General features: G+C 62.3%; 14 protein-coding genes. 5 read left to right on the forward strand and 9 right to left on the reverse strand.

Annotation, left to right across the window (positions count from 1 at the left end; translation table 11 throughout):
* The first annotated feature begins 119 nt into the window (after window positions 1–119).
* Together GSQ75_RS01495 and GSQ75_RS01500 are read left to right on the forward strand one after the other, a co-directional pair.
* Window positions 120–845 carry a DUF4328 domain-containing protein gene (locus GSQ75_RS01495; protein WP_158752776.1) on the forward strand — a complete coding sequence of 242 codons (726 nt, stop codon included), beginning with the start codon at window positions 120–122 and terminating at the stop codon, window positions 843–845.
* A gap of 467 nt (window positions 846–1312) precedes the next feature.
* On the forward strand, window positions 1313–4237 hold the full coding sequence (locus tag GSQ75_RS01500) for a valine--tRNA ligase (protein WP_158752777.1): 2925 nt from the start codon (window positions 1313–1315) through the stop codon (window positions 4235–4237).
* Window positions 4238–4692: 455 nt separating this feature from the next.
* Here GSQ75_RS01500 and rimI read toward each other — a convergent pair whose 3' ends face one another.
* The 3 genes from rimI to GSQ75_RS01515 are packed head-to-tail and all read right to left on the reverse strand — an operon-like array spanning window position 4693 to window position 6451.
* Complete coding sequence (rimI, locus tag GSQ75_RS01505) at window positions 4693–5163, reverse strand: ribosomal protein S18-alanine N-acetyltransferase (RefSeq protein WP_158752778.1); 471 nt, start codon at window positions 5161–5163, stop codon at window positions 4693–4695.
* Between the two features lie 5 nt (window positions 5164–5168).
* Complete coding sequence (locus GSQ75_RS01510) at window positions 5169–5672, reverse strand: hypothetical protein (protein ID WP_158752779.1); 504 nt, start codon at window positions 5670–5672, stop codon at window positions 5169–5171.
* Window positions 5669–6451: a phosphatidylcholine/phosphatidylserine synthase gene (locus GSQ75_RS01515; protein WP_158752780.1), complete on the reverse strand. Its 783-nt coding sequence runs from the start codon at window positions 6449–6451 to the stop codon at window positions 5669–5671. The genes GSQ75_RS01510 and GSQ75_RS01515 overlap by 4 nt, the downstream gene beginning before the upstream one ends.
* A 123-nt stretch (window positions 6452–6574) precedes the next feature.
* Between GSQ75_RS01515 and GSQ75_RS01520 the strand changes: the two genes are divergently transcribed.
* From GSQ75_RS01520 to GSQ75_RS01530, 3 genes are all read left to right on the forward strand, one after another.
* Window positions 6575–6997, forward strand: a complete 423-nt coding sequence (locus GSQ75_RS01520; protein ID WP_254058399.1) for a DUF4124 domain-containing protein — start codon at window positions 6575–6577, stop codon at window positions 6995–6997.
* Between the two features lie 135 nt (window positions 6998–7132).
* Complete coding sequence (locus GSQ75_RS01525) at window positions 7133–8830, forward strand: proline--tRNA ligase (RefSeq protein ID WP_158752782.1); 1698 nt, start codon at window positions 7133–7135, stop codon at window positions 8828–8830.
* A gap of 290 nt (window positions 8831–9120) precedes the next feature.
* Complete coding sequence (locus tag GSQ75_RS01530; RefSeq protein ID WP_158752783.1) at window positions 9121–9444, forward strand: H-NS histone family protein; 324 nt, start codon at window positions 9121–9123, stop codon at window positions 9442–9444.
* Between the two features lie 168 nt (window positions 9445–9612).
* Here GSQ75_RS01530 and GSQ75_RS01535 read toward each other — a convergent pair whose 3' ends face one another.
* The 6 genes from GSQ75_RS01535 to GSQ75_RS01560 all read right to left on the reverse strand — a co-directional run bounded on the left by GSQ75_RS01535 (window position 9613) and on the right by GSQ75_RS01560 (window position 17168).
* Complete coding sequence (locus GSQ75_RS01535; RefSeq protein ID WP_158752784.1) at window positions 9613–10893, reverse strand: threonine/serine exporter family protein; 1281 nt, start codon at window positions 10891–10893, stop codon at window positions 9613–9615.
* Window positions 10890–11336 (reverse strand): NfeD family protein, encoded by a 447-nt coding sequence (locus GSQ75_RS01540; protein ID WP_158752785.1) that lies wholly within the window; start codon window positions 11334–11336, stop codon window positions 10890–10892. The genes GSQ75_RS01535 and GSQ75_RS01540 overlap by 4 nt, the downstream gene beginning before the upstream one ends.
* Before the next feature lie 10 nt (window positions 11337–11346).
* On the reverse strand, window positions 11347–12291 hold the full coding sequence (locus GSQ75_RS01545) for an SPFH domain-containing protein (RefSeq protein WP_158752786.1): 945 nt from the start codon (window positions 12289–12291) through the stop codon (window positions 11347–11349).
* A gap of 49 nt (window positions 12292–12340) precedes the next feature.
* Window positions 12341–13726 (reverse strand): ATP-binding protein, encoded by a 1386-nt coding sequence (locus GSQ75_RS01550; protein WP_158752787.1) that lies wholly within the window; start codon window positions 13724–13726, stop codon window positions 12341–12343.
* Between the two features lie 121 nt (window positions 13727–13847).
* Window positions 13848–15188: a sigma-54 dependent transcriptional regulator gene (locus tag GSQ75_RS01555; protein WP_158752788.1), complete on the reverse strand. Its 1341-nt coding sequence runs from the start codon at window positions 15186–15188 to the stop codon at window positions 13848–13850.
* A gap of 156 nt (window positions 15189–15344) precedes the next feature.
* Window positions 15345–17168 carry a DUF885 family protein gene (locus GSQ75_RS01560; protein ID WP_158752789.1) on the reverse strand — a complete coding sequence of 608 codons (1824 nt, stop codon included), beginning with the start codon at window positions 17166–17168 and terminating at the stop codon, window positions 15345–15347.
* Between the last annotated feature and the right edge of the window lie 166 nt (window positions 17169–17334).

Raw genomic sequence — 17334 nt, forward strand, 5'->3', positions numbered from 1 at the left:
CTGCATGTCCCGCATGATCGGCTGACCGGAATGTATTCCGGCTTGACTGGGCCAACAGGGGGCATGAGTCGATGAGTTCAGAGAATCCATACAGCGCACCGCTGAGTGCGCTGGTAGATGTGCGTACGACCGAACAGCGCCAGGAGTTCCGTTCGCCGCAGGCACTGCGTACCGCGGTGATCTCCCTGCTGGTTGTCATGTCGGTCGTGTCAGTCCTCACAATCGTCACCATGGCCTTGCTGCAGCAGTCCCTGCAACAATTCGAGAGTCACCAGTTCGAGTCAGCACAGGCAATTCGCAGCGTATTGACCAGCCGCGGACGGATGCAGGCTGCGCTTTCCGGCTTGCAGCTGCTTCTTATTGTCGCCACCTATGTCGCCAGCGGCATGTGGATTTACCGGGTCGCCTGCAATGTCCGTGCGTTCGGCGCCAGGGGACTTGACGATACTCCGGGCTGGGCCGTCGGCTGGTACGCCATTCCCTTCATGAACCTGCAACGACCATTCCGGGCAATGGAGCAGATATGGCTGGCTAGCCAGTCGCCATTGGGCTGGCAGAAGCTGGCAGCGCCATTGCTGTTGCGTCTCTGGTGGGGATCCTGGCTGGTCATGTGCTTTCACGGGGCGTTCGTCATGCGTACCTTTGGCTCGCACCACACCGTTCCGGAGATGATCAGCAGCGAATCCACACTGATGCTCGGCCAGGCCCTTGAAATTATTGCGAGGCTCTGCTTCCTTGTTGTGGTCATTCGCCTCACGCGCATGCAGATCGAGCAGCATGAGCGCGCTGCGACTCCGCCTCCACTGAACATCATGGCGAAGTTGCCTTCCGTCGTGACAAGCTGATCTGGCGGTTGCCACGAATCCTCTTTCTACCTGCCGCTATCCCAATCACACGTCATCAGCCGGACTTGAATGGACAGGCGCGCAGCAGTCTTGCCGAAGCACAATTAAGCAATTAAGAAGGAACGGCGGCCGTTAGATCAGGCAATACGTCCGATACCTTCCCAGTGAGCGCATGGCCGCGCTCCGGAGTGCGCCTGAACTGCTGCTTGCGAGAGAACCGGCATGGCGTTTGGTCTGGACGGAGGTTTTGTCGAAAAACCGGCAGCGAGCAGAGGTTTCGATGCTGCCCAAACGGCATAAAAGGGCTGGATGAGCAGCGTCACCGTTGAAAAGCGATCCCGGCCTTCGCCGGGATGACAGGCAACAGCTGTGACCGCCCGTTTTTGGCAGCCCAGCCCCCTCCCCGTACAATGGCCCGCTATCCCCACGACAAAGCGCGCCGTCGCGCGCCACCGAGCCCAATCCCGATGGAAAAGAGTTTCGAGCCCGCCCAGATCGAGTCGACGTGGTATGCACGATGGGAAGCCAGTGGTGCGTTCAAGCCTTCGGGCAAGGGCGATCCGTATTGCATCCTGCTGCCGCCGCCGAATGTCACCGGCACGCTGCACATGGGCCATGCGTTCCAGCAGACGGTGATGGACATGCTGGTGCGCTACCAGCGCATGCGCGGCATGAACACGCTGTGGCAGGTGGGCACCGACCATGCGGGTATCGCCACGCAGAAGATCGTGGAGAACCAGCTGGCGGTCGAGGACAAGACGCGGCATGACCTGGGCCGCGATGCGTTCGTCGAGCGGGTGTGGAAGTGGAAGGAGGAGTCCGGCTCCACCATCACCAACCAGATGCGCCGCATCGGCGCCGCCGCGGACTGGTCACGCGAGCGCTTCACCATGGATCCGGGCCTGTCCGCCGCGGTGCAAAAGGTCTTCATCGACTGGTATCGCGCGGGCCTGATCTACCGTGGCAACCGGCTGGTGAATTGGGACCCGGTGCTGGGCACCGCGGTGTCCGATCTGGAAGTGAACAACGTCGAGCGCGACGGCCACATGTGGTCGATCCGCTATGACGTGGTCGATCCGCAACCAGGAGAACTCGACCATCTGGTCGTTGCCACTACCCGGCCAGAGACGATGCTAGGTGACGCCGCTGTGGCAGTGCATCCAGAGGATGAGCGCTACAAAAAGCTCGTCGGCAAGCAACTGCGTCTGCCGCTGACTGGTCGCTCCATCCCTGTGATTGAAGATGACTATGTCGACAAGGATTTCGGCACCGGCTGCGTGAAGATCACGCCAGCACACGATTTCAATGACTATGCGATGGGACAACGTCACGGTCTGGCGCAGTACAACATTTTCACTCTGGACGCGAAGATAGTCAGCGACAAGGATTGGGCTGTTAATGCTTCTAAACCCGGTGGTTCCGGAAGAGTTCGGAGCAAGTATTTCGACACAGCCACCGACATTGGCATTCCCGCAAAATATCAGGGTCTGGACCGCTACGACGCACGCAAAATCGTTTTGGCTGACCTGAAAGAGCTCGACCGGCTAGTCGAAACCAAGCCGCACAAGTTGCAGGTGCCGGTGAGTGATCGCTCGGACGCGGTGATCGAACCAATGCTGACCGACCAGTGGTTCGTCGACCTCACCTCCGACATGCTGGCCGATGGACGTCCGGGCGGTCGCCAGGCGATCACCCAGCCGGCGCTGGATACGGTGCGTTCGGGCGAGATCAAGTTCGTGCCGGAGAACTGGACGACCACGTATACGCAGTGGCTGGACAACATCCAGGACTGGTGCATCAGCCGCCAGCTGTGGTGGGGCCATCGCATCCCGGCGTGGTACGACGAGGCCGGCAATATCTTCGTGGGCGAGGACGAGGCGGATGCACGCAAGTCCGCCACCATCGCGCCAGTCGGCGCATTGCGTCAGGACGACGACGTACTCGATACCTGGTTCAGCTCGGCGCTGTGGCCGTTCTCCACCCTGGGCTGGCCGGCGAACGGACCGGTGAAGAACGAGCGCGGTGAAGTCGTCGCGAACTGGGAGCAGGACAAGATTTTCCTGCCCAGCGCGGTGCTGGTCACCGGCTTCGACATCATCTTCTTCTGGGTCGCGCGCATGGTGATGGCGACCAAGTACTTCACCGGCCAGGTGCCGTTCCGCGAGGTCTACATCAACGCCATCGTGCGTGATGCGGAAGGCCAGAAGATGTCCAAGTCCAAGGGCAACACGCTGGACCCGCTGGACCTGATCGACGGCATCGAGCTGGAGCCGCTGGTGGCGAAGTCCACCAAATCCTTGCTGATACCGCAGGTACGCGAGAAGGTCGAGAAGCGTGTCCGCAAGGATTACCCCGACGGCATCCCGGCGATCGGCACCGACGCGCTGCGCTTCACCTTCGCCGCGCTGGCCAGTTACAGCCGCACTATCAACTTCGACATCAAGCGCGCCGAAGGCTACAAGGCATTCTGCAACAAGCTGTGGAATGCGGCGCGGTTTGTATTGATGAACCTGCCGGAAGGCGAGATCGCTGCGCCGGCAGGTTCACCGGTGACCGAGGCTGAGCGCTGGATCATCACTCGTCTCAAGCAAACCTTGGGCGAAGTCGAACAACATTTCGTCACGTACCGCTTCGATCACCTCGCACAGGCATTGTACGAGTTCACCTGGAACGAGTTGTGCGACTGGTTCCTTGAACTGTCCAAGCCAGCACTGAATGGCGATGATGCCATCGCTGCCGCCTCGACTCGCCATACCCTGCTGGTGGTGCTGGAAAGTGTGTTGCGCGCCCTGCACCCGATCATTCCATTCATCACCGAGGAAATCTGGCAGTCGGTCGCACTGAAGCTCGGTCTCAGTGAAGGAAGCCTGATGCAGCGCCCGTGGCCACGCGCCGACGAGATCGTCGCGGACGACGCGGCAACCGCCGAGATCGAATGGTTCAAGAACGTGCTGAGCGGCATCCGCCGGATACGCTCGGAAATGAACATCTCCCCCGCCAAGGCGATCCCGCTGTTGCTCGCCGACGGCGACGCCAGTGATCGCGCCCGCGTGGCGAAGTTCGCTGCACAAATCGCCTTCCTTGGCCGCACTGAAGCACCGCAGTGGATCAATAGTGGAGCCGACGAACCAGCTGCCGCCGCGGCCGTGGTCGGCACGCTGCGCGTGATGATCCCGCTCGCCGGCCTGATCGACCTCGGCGCTGAGAAGGCGCGCCTGGCCAAGGAAATCACCCGCATCGAAGTCGAGATCAAGAAGTGCGAGGGCAAACTCGGCAACGCCAACTTCGTCGCCAATGCACCCGCCGAAGTCGTCACCCAGGAACGCCAACGCATCACTGACTGGAACACCACCCTGACTGCATTGCGTGAGCAGGCGCAGAAGCTGGGTTGAGCTGGTAGTCAGTCTTTTCGCTCGGGCCTTTGCTTGCCGCTCTTCTGAATAGTGAGCACAGGAAGTGCGCCGCTCTACCGGGGGCCCTATGCGGCGGTGAGTAGCGGTCGACAGGCCCGTAGGGTGATTGGCAGGGATGCCAATCATTTTTCGCCAGGACAGGAGTCCTGTCGAAAAACCCGGCCGACACTCACGGACTCGCAGGGCAGGATGCCCGGAGAGCGCCAAGCGGGGTGGCCTTCTCTTTTGGTTACTTTTCTCTTGGCCACGCAAGAGAAAAGTGACTCGCCCTCCGCAAGAGGGTGAAAGCTTTTTGCCACCCCCCTAAAACAAAACGCTCCACCGCGAGCACCCGCCCCTCACCTCAATCCCCTCTCCCCAAAAGGAGACTACTGCCCGCAGGGGAGAGGAGGCGAATGCGAAGAACATGTACTCATACTGCGTAGCGCAATGCGCTACGCAGGCAACAAATCCAGCGCCATCACGATCGCATCCTCACGCCCGTTGCGCGCGGGGTAATAACGTGGCCGTCGACCGATCTCAGTGAACCCCACTGACTCGTACAGTGCCTTCGCCAGCGGATTCGACGGCCGTACCTCAAGGAACAGCCGCTCGGCACCATTCCAGCGGGCGATATCCAGCAAGCGGCCTAGCAGGTGCCGACCTAGCCCCTGCCCGCGATACGCCGAATCGACGCAGATATTCAGCAAGTGCGCCTCGCCCGCGCCCATCGACAGGATGCCGTAGCCGGCGATCACCGAATCCACGGACAGTACCCAGCACGGATGTCCTGCCTTCACGCAGTCGCTGAAGATGCCGGCCGACCATGGGAATTCGTAGGAGGCATTTTCCAGCGTACTGACCGTGGCCACATCCTCGATACGCATGCCGCGTACCTGGATAACCGGTTTGACGACCGCGGCCATCGCGGTTAGCCGCCCGCTGTGGCCAGCGCACGGCGCAAACTGCGCAGTGCGCTCCACAACCGTCGCTTGGCACCGGCGCTGGTCAGCACCAACGCAGGTTCATCGGCCAGCACAATCTGTGCGGCCTGCATCACCGCGGCAGGCAAGGTGCGGCCCAGCGCATGTGCCTGTGCCTCGCCGAGCACCAGGTAAGCCCTCGCCTCAGGCACATTCGCCGCAAGCTGTCCGCCGCTCACGGTGACTCGGGCAGCACGCGCCCATGTTGCCCCGCACGCGCTGAGTGCGCGCCCCAACAGATCGAGCTCACGCGTGCTGCAGCCCTCGGGCAACACCACCACGCAGACAACTCCTGCGGCCTTATTGGTCGCAGCATTGGTGATCGTCATCGGCCCGACGGTACCGGCCGCCACCGCTGGCATCACACGCCGCACCCATGGCGTCATGCCCAGCGCTCGCAGAACACGAGCGCGATGACTAGCCTTGACCGGCTGGCGCATGGACCGATTCATTCGACGTTGCGCCGTGCACGGCGTCGATGGGTGGCCAGCCCCCAGATCGTCCATACCGGCCCGGACAAAAGATAGATCGTGAAGCCGACGAACAGCACTCGTGCCGTATCCAGGACCAGCAAAGCCAGCAGCAACACTGCGCCGACCATCCAGACGAAGGGCACGCGCTGGCGATCGCCCATCGGCAGTGATTTGAAGCTGAAATATCGGAACCGGCTGACCATCAGCAGGCCGACGGTCACGGCGATCACCGGCGTGACAAAGCAAAGCTCACTGCCGGAAAGGCCCGATTTCTCCACGCTCCACACGAACGACATGCACACGGCCGCCGCGGCCGGGCTGGCCAGCCCCTGGAAATAGCGCTTGTCGGCCACGCCGACCTGGGTGTTGAAGCGCGCGAGCCTCAGTGCCGCGCAGGCGGCATAGACGAAGGCCGCGGCCCAGCCCAGCTTGCCCCACAACGGGCCGAAGTCCCGCAGCGACGACAACGACCATGTGTACATCACCAGCGCCGGTGCCAAGCCGAAACTGACCAGATCGGACAACGAGTCATACTGCACGCCAAATTCGGTCTGGGTGCCCGTCATCCGCGCTACCCGGCCATCCATGCCATCCAGGATCGCGGCAAAGAACACCGCCACCGCTGCCTCGCTGTAACGCCCTCCGATACTGGCGATAATCGCGTAGAAACCCGCGAACATCGCACCGGTGGTAAACAGGTTTGGCAGCAGGTAAATACCCCGATGACGGGGGGGGGGCACTGGGATGGGCTCGCTCATGTATCAATCCGTGACAGGATGCGCGCAGTGTAAACCATCGGCTGCTTGAGTCCGGGCAGCCGGAGTGATAACAAGACACACTTGGAACCGCCGGCAGGCACTAACTCTGATATGGAGAACACCATGCACCGTTTGCTGATCGCCTTGGCGCTGCTGTTGCTGGCCCCACTGGCCATTGCCCAGGTCTATAAATGGACGGATGCCAGCGGCACCGTGCACTACTCGCAGGATGCGCCGCCCCAGGGTACGAAATACAAGCAGGTGACCACCACCGGTACGGTGGCGGCGCCAGCTTCGTCAGCAACCGCGTCAAATACTGCCAGCGCCAGCCAGCCAGCCAGCGCCGCCACCTCCGCGGCGGCTGGTGCGACGGTGAACAGCAGCAAATACTGCGTGACGCTGAAAGCCAATCTCACCGCACTGCAGGGCAGCGGCCCAGTGGTCATGCAGCAGGACGGCAAAACCACCGCGCTCGACGACGATCAGCGCAAGCAGCAGGCCAGTACGGCGCAGACGCAATACAACCAGTATTGCCAAAGTCAATAACCATCTGCTTCACGGTGTCAGCAAGCTCATTGGGTACCAGCACCGCTGCGCGGTGCTGGTACCCAATGAGCTTATCCAGCCACGGTCTCGACAGCCCGCTACAATGGGCGTCTTTACCACGCCGGAACTGCCCGCATGCGCCTCAGCCAATTCCACTTGGCCACCGTCAAGGAAGTCCCTGCCGACGCCGAAATCGCCAGCCATCGGCTGATGCTGCGCGCCGGCATGATCCGCAAGCTTGCCTCCGGCCTGTACACCTGGTCGCCGCTGGGCCTGCGCGTACTGCGCAAGGTGGAAGCCATCGTGCGCGAGGAAATGAACCACGCCGGCGCGATCGAAATGCTGATGCCGTCGATCCAGCCGAAGGAATTGTGGGAGGAAACCGGCCGCTGGCAGAAATTCGGTGGCCAGTTGCTGAAGATCAAGGATCGCAAGCAGCAGGAGTTCTGCTACGGCCCGACCCATGAGGAAGTCATTACCGACTTCGCCCGCAACGAGCTGAAAAGCTACAAACAGCTGCCGGTCAATTTTTACCAGATCCAGACCAAGTTCCGTGATGAGATCCGCCCGCGTTTCGGCGTGATGCGCGCGCGCGAATTCCTGATGAAGGATGCGTACTCCTTCCATCTCACCGATGCATCGCTGGCGGAAACCTACGCGGCGATGTATCAGGCCTACACGCGCATTTTCACCCGGCTCGGGCTGACCTTCCGCGCGGTGCAGGCCGATACCGGTGCGATCGGCGGCAATGCCAGCCACGAGTTCCAGGTGCTCGCCGATTCGGGCGAGGACGCCATCATTTTTTCCGATGGCTCCGAATACGCCGCGAATATCGAGAAAGCCGAGGCACTGGCACCGACCGTGGCGCGCCCTGCTCCCGCCGCATCGCTGCAGCGGGTTGATACACCCACCCAGAAAACCATCGGCGAAGTCGCCGGTTTCCTCAAGGTATCGCCACAGCAATGCGTGAAAACCCTGCTGGTACGCGGCCGCGACGGACTGGTCGCGCTGTGCCTGCGCGGCGATCACGAGATCAATGAGGTGAAGGCCGGCAAGCTGGCCGAACTGCCGGACGAATCGGTACTGGCTAGCGAAGAGGAAATCCTCGCCGCTACCGGTACCCGTCCCGGTTTCATCGGGCCGGTTGGCATGCCGGACTCCATCCCGGTGATCGTCGATCGCGATGCCGCCGTACTCGCCGACTTTGTCTGCGGTGGCAATGCCGATGGCAGCCATTACAGCGGTGCGAACTGGGATCGTGATGCACGGGTCACCCGGGTTGCCGACCTGCGCAACGTGGTCGAAGGTGATCTGTCACCCGATGGCCACGGCGCGCTGCGCATCGCACGCGGCATCGAGGTGGGTCATGTGTTCCAGCTTGGCCGGAAATATGCCGAAGCGCTCGGCGCAACGGTGATCGACGACCAAGGCAAGGCACAGCTGATGACCATGGGCTGCTACGGCATCGGCGTCAGTCGCATCGTCGCCGCCGCGATCGAGCAGCGCCATGACGAGGCCGGCATCATCTGGCCCGAGGCGATGGCGCCCTGGCGCGTGGTCGTGTGCGTAATCAACCAGCGGAACGTGCCGGAGGTGAGCGCGGCTGCCGAGGCGTTGTACCAGCGACTCAACCAGCACGGCATCGAGACCGTACTGGATGATCGCGGCCTGCGTCCGGGTGGCATGTTTGCCGACATGGAGCTGATCGGCATTCCGCATCGCGTGGTGGTGAGTGAGCGCAGCGTGGCTGCCGGCACGCTGGAATATCGCGCCCGCGGCGAAAGCGAAAATCGGGCGGTCAGTCAGGACGAACTGTTTGCGCTGCTCGGTTGAATAGCTGACGCATCCGGTTTACTCACTGAAACGGCCGCCTGGAGCGGCCGTTTCAGTATTCGACAACCTTGCACGATGTAATCCATGACAATGTTATTAACATTACCGGACAATTATTAATTTCATTTAATACAAAAACCACTTCGCTTGGTGATCGGCGCTTTGCAAATATTCCGAAAAAAGGCGAGAATCGGCGCCACAACACGGCGTCAGGCTCAATTCCCCAATAATAGCCAGACCTTGGTCAGACCACTCAATTCAATTACCGACACTCACCCCGGGAGTCAATCATGGCCGTCGATATCAAGAATCTCAATCATACCCAGCTCAATGACCTGATCAGCAAGGCGCAGGTTCGCCAGAATGAATTGCGCAAGGAAAAGGTCGTCAAGCTGCGTGAGAAAGTACACGCGCTGATCAAGGCCGAGGGTTATACCTTCGAGGACATTTTCGGCACCACTCGCGGCAAGGCCAAACGCAGCACCGGTACGGTCGCGCCGAAATACCGCAATCCGGCCAATCCTGCACAGACCTGGTCCGGCCGTGGCAAGCGTCCGCACTGGTTCAGCGACGCGCTGAAGGCTGGCAAGAAGGAAAAGGACTTGGCGATCTGATTGCCGTTCCCTCTACCGCTTCAATAAAAAGCGCCGGCCTAGTGCCGGCGCTTTTTTGGTTTGAGGCGATGTGGCGTCCCCTTCCCCAGGGGGGCAAATGCACCGCGCGGTTTCGCTATCTTGATAATCTGCGCAACCGGGAGTCGCGAATTTCGCTTGCGGGCTCGTTTATAAGGATCGCCGCGGGGAAACCAGCAGGTCACCGAACATCAATCCGGCCACCAGCGACACCAGCAGGGTCAGCAGCAGCATTCCGGTATCCATACCCAAGGACGTATCGCGTTCGAGCAGAAAGGACATGCTGCGAAAACCGACGCTGCCCGGCACCAGTAGCAGAATACCCGGCTCGCGAATCACCGCACCCGGCCGATGCGCAAATCGCGCATAGGTGTTGGCGAACGCGCTAAGCAGTAAGCCGCCGAGGAACACGCCAAACGGCGCCGCCGGCAACGAACCGGAAATTTCGCCACCCCAGCGCGTGGCCAGATAACCCACGATCACCGCTACGATCACCACCGGCCAGTCGCGCCGAGCTGCACGGAACAGGATCGCGAACGCGATCGCCGCCACCAACAGGGCCGGATAGTCGGTCCACGCCGGCAGTGGCGGCAACGCGAAATCACGTGCATGGATGCCGAACGCCGCGCACAACTGCGTGGCTGCGATCGTGCCGAAGGTGAGCTTGAGCAGGGTCGCCATGGCGCCACCCATGCGCGCCATGCCGGACACCAGGTGCTGGCTGGAGATTTCGCGCACTGCGGTGGTCAGCGACATGCCCGGAATCAGCACGATCAGGCTGGCCAGCACCACTGACTTGATCGCCAAGGGCACCACGAACGCGCTCACCACGATCGTCACCGCCGTGGCCACCATGGCGCAGATCGCGTCGCTGGCCACTGCCAGCCGCGGCCGGCTACCCGCCAGCACGGTAATCCCGCCGATGATCACGCCGATCATGCCGGCGACCAGCACATCCACCCACGAGCTGTGCAGGAACAGCGCCGCAATGCTGCCAGCGGACAATCCATAGCTCGCGATCAGGCCGATCTTGTCGCGGCGCGTATCAGGCAGACCGAGCGCACGCAGCCGATGGAACCCCTCGCGCAGGTCCAGCTCGCCAGCTATCGCACGATCGGCGATTTCATCAGCCTCGCACAACCTCGCCAGGTTCACGTCACCTGGCGCCAGTCGCATCACCTGGGTGCTCTGCGCCACACCCTCCTCGCCCTGGCCCAGGTCGGCAAAGGAAATGATGATCGCGGTGGGACTGGACCACACATCCGCGACCAGCCCCATGCGCTTCGCGGCGCGCGCGATCGCCATTTCGAGTCGAGGCGCCGAGGTGCCGTACTGGTGCAGTCGGCGCGCTAGCTCCAGCAGGAACGCAATGCGGGTATTCAGCGCCGTGGTGGCGAACTGCTGCCCGTTGATCGGATCACCTGCGCTCATAGCGCAGCACGTACCTTCAGCGTGGTGCCGTCGACGGCAACCACTTCCACCGTGCTGCCCAACGGCAGATCCGGCCCGCTGACCAGCCACTGGCCGTCGCCCACGCGGGCCTTGCCGCGACCGTTGACGATCGGCTCGATCAACTCATAGCGCTGGCCGATCATCTGCTCACCACGGCGGTTCAACTGTTCGCTGCCCGGATCACGCCGTTCCAGCTTTGGCCGCAGCAGGCGGGCATAGAGCGCGCAGGCACCGAAGGCCAGCAGTGCAAACAGGACGGCTTGCGTCAGCAGCCCCAGCGACGGCACCAGCCACAGCAGCACACCCATCGCCGCGGCGGCCACGCCGACCCACAGCATGAAATAACCCGGCAACAGGACTTCGCCGGCAATCAGCAGCAAGGCGAGGATCCACCACAGATAGTGCGCGGAAAGCTCCCACATGGTGGCCACCTCAGCGCAGCGGCGGCTGGATCGCCACCGCCTTCTGCTGCTGGCTCAACGACTCCTTGGCCAACTCGGCAATACCGGCCAGCGAACCCAGGATACCGGTGGCCTCGATTGGCAGCAGCAGCATCTTCTGGTTAGGCGACTTGGCCATTTCCTTCAGCGCCTCGACGTAATTATTGGCGACAAAGTAATTCAGCGCATTGACGTTGCCACCGGCGATCGCGTTGGAGACCATCGTGGTCGCCTTGGCCTCGGCTTCAGCGGAACGCTCGCGCGCCTCGGCGGCGCGGAATGCGGCTTCCTTCTCGCCTTCGGCAGCCAGGATCACCGACTGCTTCTCGCCCTCGGCCTTGAGGATCGCTGCCTGGCGGAAGCCCTCGGCATCGAGGATGTTGGCGCGCTTCTCGCGCTCGGCCTTCATCTGCCGCGCCATCGCGTCGATCAGGTCGCGCGGCGGCGCAATGTCCTTGATCTCGATGCGGTTGACCTTGACACCCCACGGATGGGTCGCCTCATCCACCACACGCAACAGCTTGGCGTTGATCGCATCGCGCTGGCTCAGCGATTCGTCCAGATCCATCGAGCCAAGCACGGTACGGATATTGGTCATGATCAACGCCAGCGAGGCCTGTTCGAGGTTGGATACCTCGTAGGCGGCCTTCGATGCATCAAGCACCTGGTAGAACACCACGCCGTCGACACGCACCACCGCGTTGTCCTTGGTGATCACGTCCTGCGAAGGTACGTCGAGCACCTGCTCCATCATGTTGATCTTGCGCCCGACCGCCTGATACATCGGAATCAGGAAATGCAGCCCGGGACTGAGCGTGCGGGTGTACTTGCCGAACGTCTCCACCGTCCACTCGAAACCCTGCGGCACGATGCGTACCAGCTTCACCAGCACAACGACCACGAGGAATACGATGACCAACGCAACAAGCTGTCCCATGACTCACTCCAAATCCCTGAAGAAGCCAGAAGTATAGGCGAGCTGGCAGTTATCTCGGCGTTGTCTGCGGCAACAGCAGGCTCACCCGCAGGCCGCCACCCTCGCGATTGGCCAGCAGGATCCGGCCACCATGTGCCTCGGTGATCTCGCGCGCCAGCGCCAGACCCAGCCCGGTGCCTGAACGCTTGGTCGAATAGAACGGCAGCAGCGCCTGCGCAAGCACGGTCTCGCTCATGCCGGGGCCACGGTCGGCCACCTCGATGCGCAGCTCGCGGCCGGTTTCCAGGATGGACAGTGAGACTTCGTCATCCGCACCACCGGACTCGTGCGCGTTCTTGATCAGGTTGATCAGCACCTGCTCGATCTGCGCCGCATCGAAATGACCGGCATGGGTCGGCACCGGTGTCGTCAGCTGATAACGGCAATGCAGCGCCAGCCCATCCAGGAACGGCGCCCATGGCACCGCCACCAGCTGTGGCGTGGGCAGCTTGGCGAAGCTGGCGTAACCGGCGATGAAACTGTGCAGGTGCAGCGCACGTTCGCCGATGGTGGCGAACACGCCGGGCAGCCGCTCGATGCTGCCGCGCCGGGCCAGCTCCGCGCCGGAATGCGCCAGCGAGGAAATCGGCGCCAACGAATTGTTGAGCTCGTGGCTGATCACCCGGATCACCCGCTTCCAGGTCGCCACTTCCTGCCGTGACAGCTCACGCGTCATGCGCCGGAACAACTGCAGCCGGTGCGGCTTGCCCTGCAGTCGGAACGCACGCTGCGACAGGTGGAAGGTTTCCTCGCTGCCATCCATCTCCACGCTGAGCAAGGCATCCTCGCCACTTTCCACCGCACGGCGCAGCGCCTCCGGCGCGTCAGCCAGCAGCGCGGCGAAATCCAGTCCATGCAAACTGCGCCCCTCGTTGAACAGATGCCGCGAGGCAATGTTGGCGTACGCCACCCGGCCATTCGCGTCAGTCAGCACTAACGCCACTGGTGTGTTCTGCACCACCGTGTCCAGCAGCAGCTCGCGCTGCACCAGGTGCTGGCGCTGCTCACGCAGGGTCTGGCCAAGCGCGTTGTGCATGCGGATCAATTCACCCAGTTCGTCCCGCCGGTTGATCGCGATAGAGAAACTGAAATCACCGTCGCGATAACTGGCCACCGCACCTTCCAGCGCGCGCAGCAGGCGGCTTACCGGCGCCATCACCAGACCAGCCAGCCAGAATGCCAGCGGCAGCAGCACGATCACGCTGGCCAGCAGGCCACCGTAGATGCCTAGCTGCATCGGCGCGCGTATCGCCAGCGCGAGATCCGTGTGCATCCACACCAGCAATTGCGGCAGTGGCCACTGGGTGATGCCGGCATAGACCAGCGCGCCGGCCAGGGCGGCGACGGTCAGCAACACGGTCAACCGCCCCTGCAGGGAATTCATACGACGCCACATCGGCCGCACTCCACGCTGGGGGAAACTCGCCTCAATGGCACCTGATGTCCGTTGGTGTCTATGGATGCGGCCATCTTTCTACGCCAGTGGGGCAAGGGCAAGCATCGCAGCCCGATCCGGCTCAAGCAGACGCCACCAGACCGTAGCGTTCCATCCGCCGATACAACGCCTGTCGCGACAGGCCGAGGTTCTGCGCGGCACGGCTGACCACACCGTCGGTCTTGTGCAGGGCCGCTTCCACCGCCTCGCGGCTTGGTTCGTCGAGATTGCGCTGCACCCCTGCCACATGCTGCGGCAGGTTGAGCAGCTCGGGCGTGATCGGATTGCTGCCGGTCAACAACGCAGCGCGTTCGATCGCGTTTTTCAATTCACGCACGTTGCCTGGCCACGGATAGCCCAGCAGTGCCTCGCGTGCGGCATCGCCGAGTTCGGCACGACCATCCAGGAAGAATTCTGCCAATGGCAGGATGTCGTCGTTGCGCTCGGACAGCGGTGGCAGGTTCACTTCGATCACGTTGAGCCGGTAGTACAGATCCTCGCGGAACGTGCCTGCGCGGATCATCGCCTTTAGGTCGGCATTGGTCGCCGACAGCACGCGCACCTTGACCTGGCGCGTGCGACCGGAACCGAGGCGCTCGAACTGGCCGGTTTCCAGCACGCGCAGCAGTTTCATCTGGCCGGGCAGCGGCAGGTTGCCGATCTCGTCCAGGAACAGTGTGCCGCCATCGGCCAGTTCGAAACGACCCTCGCGCGCCTTGTTCGCACCGGTGTAAGCGCCGGCATCGGCGCCGAACAGCTCGGCCTCGATCAGCTCACCGGGCAACGCACCGCAGTTCACCGCAATGAATGCACCACGCTTCACCGCCGAGTTCGCATGCACGATCGCCGCGATGCGCTCCTTGCCGGTGCCGTTGGGGCCGGTGATCAGCACTGGCACGTCCGAGCGGGCGATCTGGCAGGCCAGGTCCAGCGTGCGAGCCATCGCCTCGGAAGCGAACACCAGACCGTCCAGGTCGTACTTGTTTTGCAGCTGCTCCCTTCGCTGGCGACGTTCGCGCCGGCTGCGGCTCATCTCGCGGGTCGACTCGGACAGCTCCAGCAGGTTCTCCACCGTGGTCAGCAGCTTGTTGTCATCCCACGGCTTGGCCAGGTAATCAGACGCGCCGGCCTTGACCAACTCCACCGCGGTTTCCAGATGCGTCCACGCCGTAAGCAGGATGACGGGCAAGTCCGGATGGCGTTCACGGATCGCGCGGAACAGTGCCACGCCTTCCTCGCCCGAGGTGGTGTCGGCGGTGAAGTTCATGTCCTGGATCACCACGTCGACCGCTTCTCGCTCCAGCAGGGCGAGGCCCTCATTCTGCGTCAACGCGGTGAGGGGACGGATTTCGTGCAGGGACAACGCCAGCGACAGCGCCTCGCCCACCGCGGGGTTGTCGTCAATGATCAGGACTGTTCGCATTTTTCTTCTACACATGCGGGCATAGATGCAGCTCCAGTCACAAAGGTTGCCATGACTATTGGGATATTCAACAGCTGATAGCAACTAAACCCTTCGAAAGCATCGTCGCATCTAGCGAACACGCTCTCCGGGACGATCCCGGAGAGCGTGCTTGATCTACTCCGCCACAGGGTGTGCCGGCGCCTTGCCGGCCTTTACCGCGGCGATCCAGTCGTTGACACGGCTTTCCAGCACGTCCAGCGGCAGCGCGCCACCATTGAGGATCTCGTCGTGGAATGCGCGAATGTCGAACTGGTCGCCCAGTGCCTGTTTCGCCCGCGTACGCAGTTCGAGGATCTTCAGCTCGCCCGTCTTGTAGGCCAGTGCCTGGCCTGGCCAGGTGATGTAGCGGTCCGTCTCGGCCTGCACATCCGGCTCGTCCTCGCTGGAATGAGCGTGGAAGAAATCCACCATCTGCTGGCGCGTCCAGTGCTTGTCATGCACGCCGGTGTCGAGCACCAGGCGGTCCGCACGCAGCAGCTCGTCGCTGAGGTGACCGTAGTAGGACAGCGGATCCTTGTAGAAGCCGAGCTCCTTGCCCAACTGTTCGGCGTACAGTGCCCAGCCCTCGATGTAGGCGGTGTAGCCGCCCTGCTGGCGGAACGGTGGCAACGCCGGCAGCGTCTGCGCGATCGAAATCTGCAGGTGATGGCCCGGAATGCCTTCGTGGTAGGCCGTCGTCTCGATGGTCAGCACGCTGCGATTGGCGAAATCGCCGGTATTGACGAAGATCTGCCCGGGCCGTGAACCGTCCGGTGTGCCCTGGTGGTATTCGGCCGCCGGCGCTTCCTTCTCGCGGAACGCCTCGACGGGCACCACCACCACCTTGGTCTTCGGCAGCAAGCCAAAGAACTTCGGCAGCTCCGGCTGCATCTGCGCGAGATAGCCTCGATAGCGGTTGAGGATATCCTCGCGCGAGGTGGCGTGCGTTTTCGGATTGGTTTTCAGCGAAGCGCGGAAGCTGGCCAGATCGGCAAAGCCCTGCGACTTGGCGATCTGCGTCATCAAGCCCTCGATCCGCTTGACCTCGGACAGACCCAGCGCATGGATTTCGTCCGGTGTCTCGTCGGTGGTCGTCATCAGCTTGATGTCGAAACGGTAGATCTCATCGCCGTTCGGCAGATTCCAGATACCCGGTTCGGCGCGCCCGTGCGGTGCGTAATCCTTGGCCACGAACTCGCCGAGCTTGCGGTAAGCCGGGCGCACGTCATCTTCGATCGCCGCAAGGATCGCATCATGCAGTCGCTTCTGGTCAGCAGCCGAGACCGACTTCGGGAAATGCTTCAGCGGCTCGGCAAACACGCTGTCCATGCCGGCCGACTTGTCGATGTTGTCGATCTGCGTGACCACCTTCTCCAGCAGATACTTCGGCGGCATCATCTTGTCCTGCATGCCCTGCTGTGCCACTGCGGTCACCTGGTCGAACAGCTTCGGCACCGCCTTCAGGCGCGCGAGATAGTCTTCGTATTCCTTGGTGTTGTCGAACGGAATCGAACTGACAAATCCGGCCAGCGCCAGGTGCACGCCGCTCATCTGATCCAGCGGCATCTCGTAAAGCTTGAGGTCATCGGAGCGCAGGCCTTCCTTCAACTGGCGCACCATCAGCTGCTGGTTGAGCTTGTCATTGTCGGAAAAGCCACTGGTGTCAATCGCCTCGAAGCGCTTGAGAAAATCCTCGGCCACCTTGTGCTCAGCCGCCACATGAGCCAGCGAAGCATCGCTCCAGCGATCGTTGTAACGCAGATCGCCGATCGTCGTCGCGAACTCCGGCTGGCTCTGCAGCGTGTGTTGCCACTGCTCGGCCAGCAATGCATTGAGTGCCTTTACACGGGATGCCACATCCGTCTGGGCGGCTTCTGCGGCCGGCACCGCGTGCACGGATGAGACAACGGTCACTGAGCCCAGCAGGCTCGCACAGATAAGCAATGGCAACGTTTTCATCAAACAAACCCTCCCGAGTTATGAATCACGATTGTGCCTGCCACGGGTCCAGTCATCCCGTGCCAGATAGCATGGTTCTCACACCGACCGCGTCGCCACCACCGGCGGCACGTTTGCCGCGCGCAGGGCGGGGCCCAGTACGGCGACCTGTCCGAGCAGCCACAGC

It is taken from the genome of Dyella sp. S184, assembly GCF_009766065.1.
GTDB lineage: Bacteria > Pseudomonadota > Gammaproteobacteria > Xanthomonadales > Rhodanobacteraceae > Rhodanobacter.

Excerpts from the sequence above, each read along its gene's own strand:
- GSQ75_RS01510 (WP_158752779.1), bottom strand. The coding sequence starts at position 5,672 with ATGAATCGGTCCATGCGCCAGCCGGTCAAGGCTAGTCATCGCGCTCGT.
- GSQ75_RS01520 (WP_254058399.1), top strand. The coding sequence starts at position 6,575 with ATGCACCGTTTGCTGATCGCCTTGGCGCTGCTGTTGCTGGCCCCACTG.
- GSQ75_RS01550 (WP_158752787.1), bottom strand. The coding sequence starts at position 13,726 with ATGTGGCGTCGTATGAATTCCCTGCAGGGGCGGTTGACCGTGTTGCTG.
- GSQ75_RS01530 (WP_158752783.1), top strand. The coding sequence starts at position 9,121 with ATGGCCGTCGATATCAAGAATCTCAATCATACCCAGCTCAATGACCTG.
- rimI (WP_158752778.1), bottom strand. The coding sequence starts at position 5,163 with ATGGCCGCGGTCGTCAAACCGGTTATCCAGGTACGCGGCATGCGTATC.
- GSQ75_RS01525 (WP_158752782.1), top strand. The coding sequence starts at position 7,133 with ATGCGCCTCAGCCAATTCCACTTGGCCACCGTCAAGGAAGTCCCTGCC.
- GSQ75_RS01515 (WP_158752780.1), bottom strand. The coding sequence starts at position 6,451 with ATGAGCGAGCCCATCCCAGTGCCCCCCCCCCGTCATCGGGGTATTTAC.
- GSQ75_RS01500 (WP_158752777.1), top strand. The coding sequence starts at position 1,313 with ATGGAAAAGAGTTTCGAGCCCGCCCAGATCGAGTCGACGTGGTATGCA.
- GSQ75_RS01545 (WP_158752786.1), bottom strand. The coding sequence starts at position 12,291 with ATGGGACAGCTTGTTGCGTTGGTCATCGTATTCCTCGTGGTCGTTGTG.
- GSQ75_RS01540 (WP_158752785.1), bottom strand. The coding sequence starts at position 11,336 with ATGTGGGAGCTTTCCGCGCACTATCTGTGGTGGATCCTCGCCTTGCTG.
- GSQ75_RS01560 (WP_158752789.1), bottom strand. The coding sequence starts at position 17,168 with ATGAAAACGTTGCCATTGCTTATCTGTGCGAGCCTGCTGGGCTCAGTG.
- GSQ75_RS01555 (WP_158752788.1), bottom strand. The coding sequence starts at position 15,188 with ATGCGAACAGTCCTGATCATTGACGACAACCCCGCGGTGGGCGAGGCG.
- GSQ75_RS01535 (WP_158752784.1), bottom strand. The coding sequence starts at position 10,893 with ATGAGCGCAGGTGATCCGATCAACGGGCAGCAGTTCGCCACCACGGCG.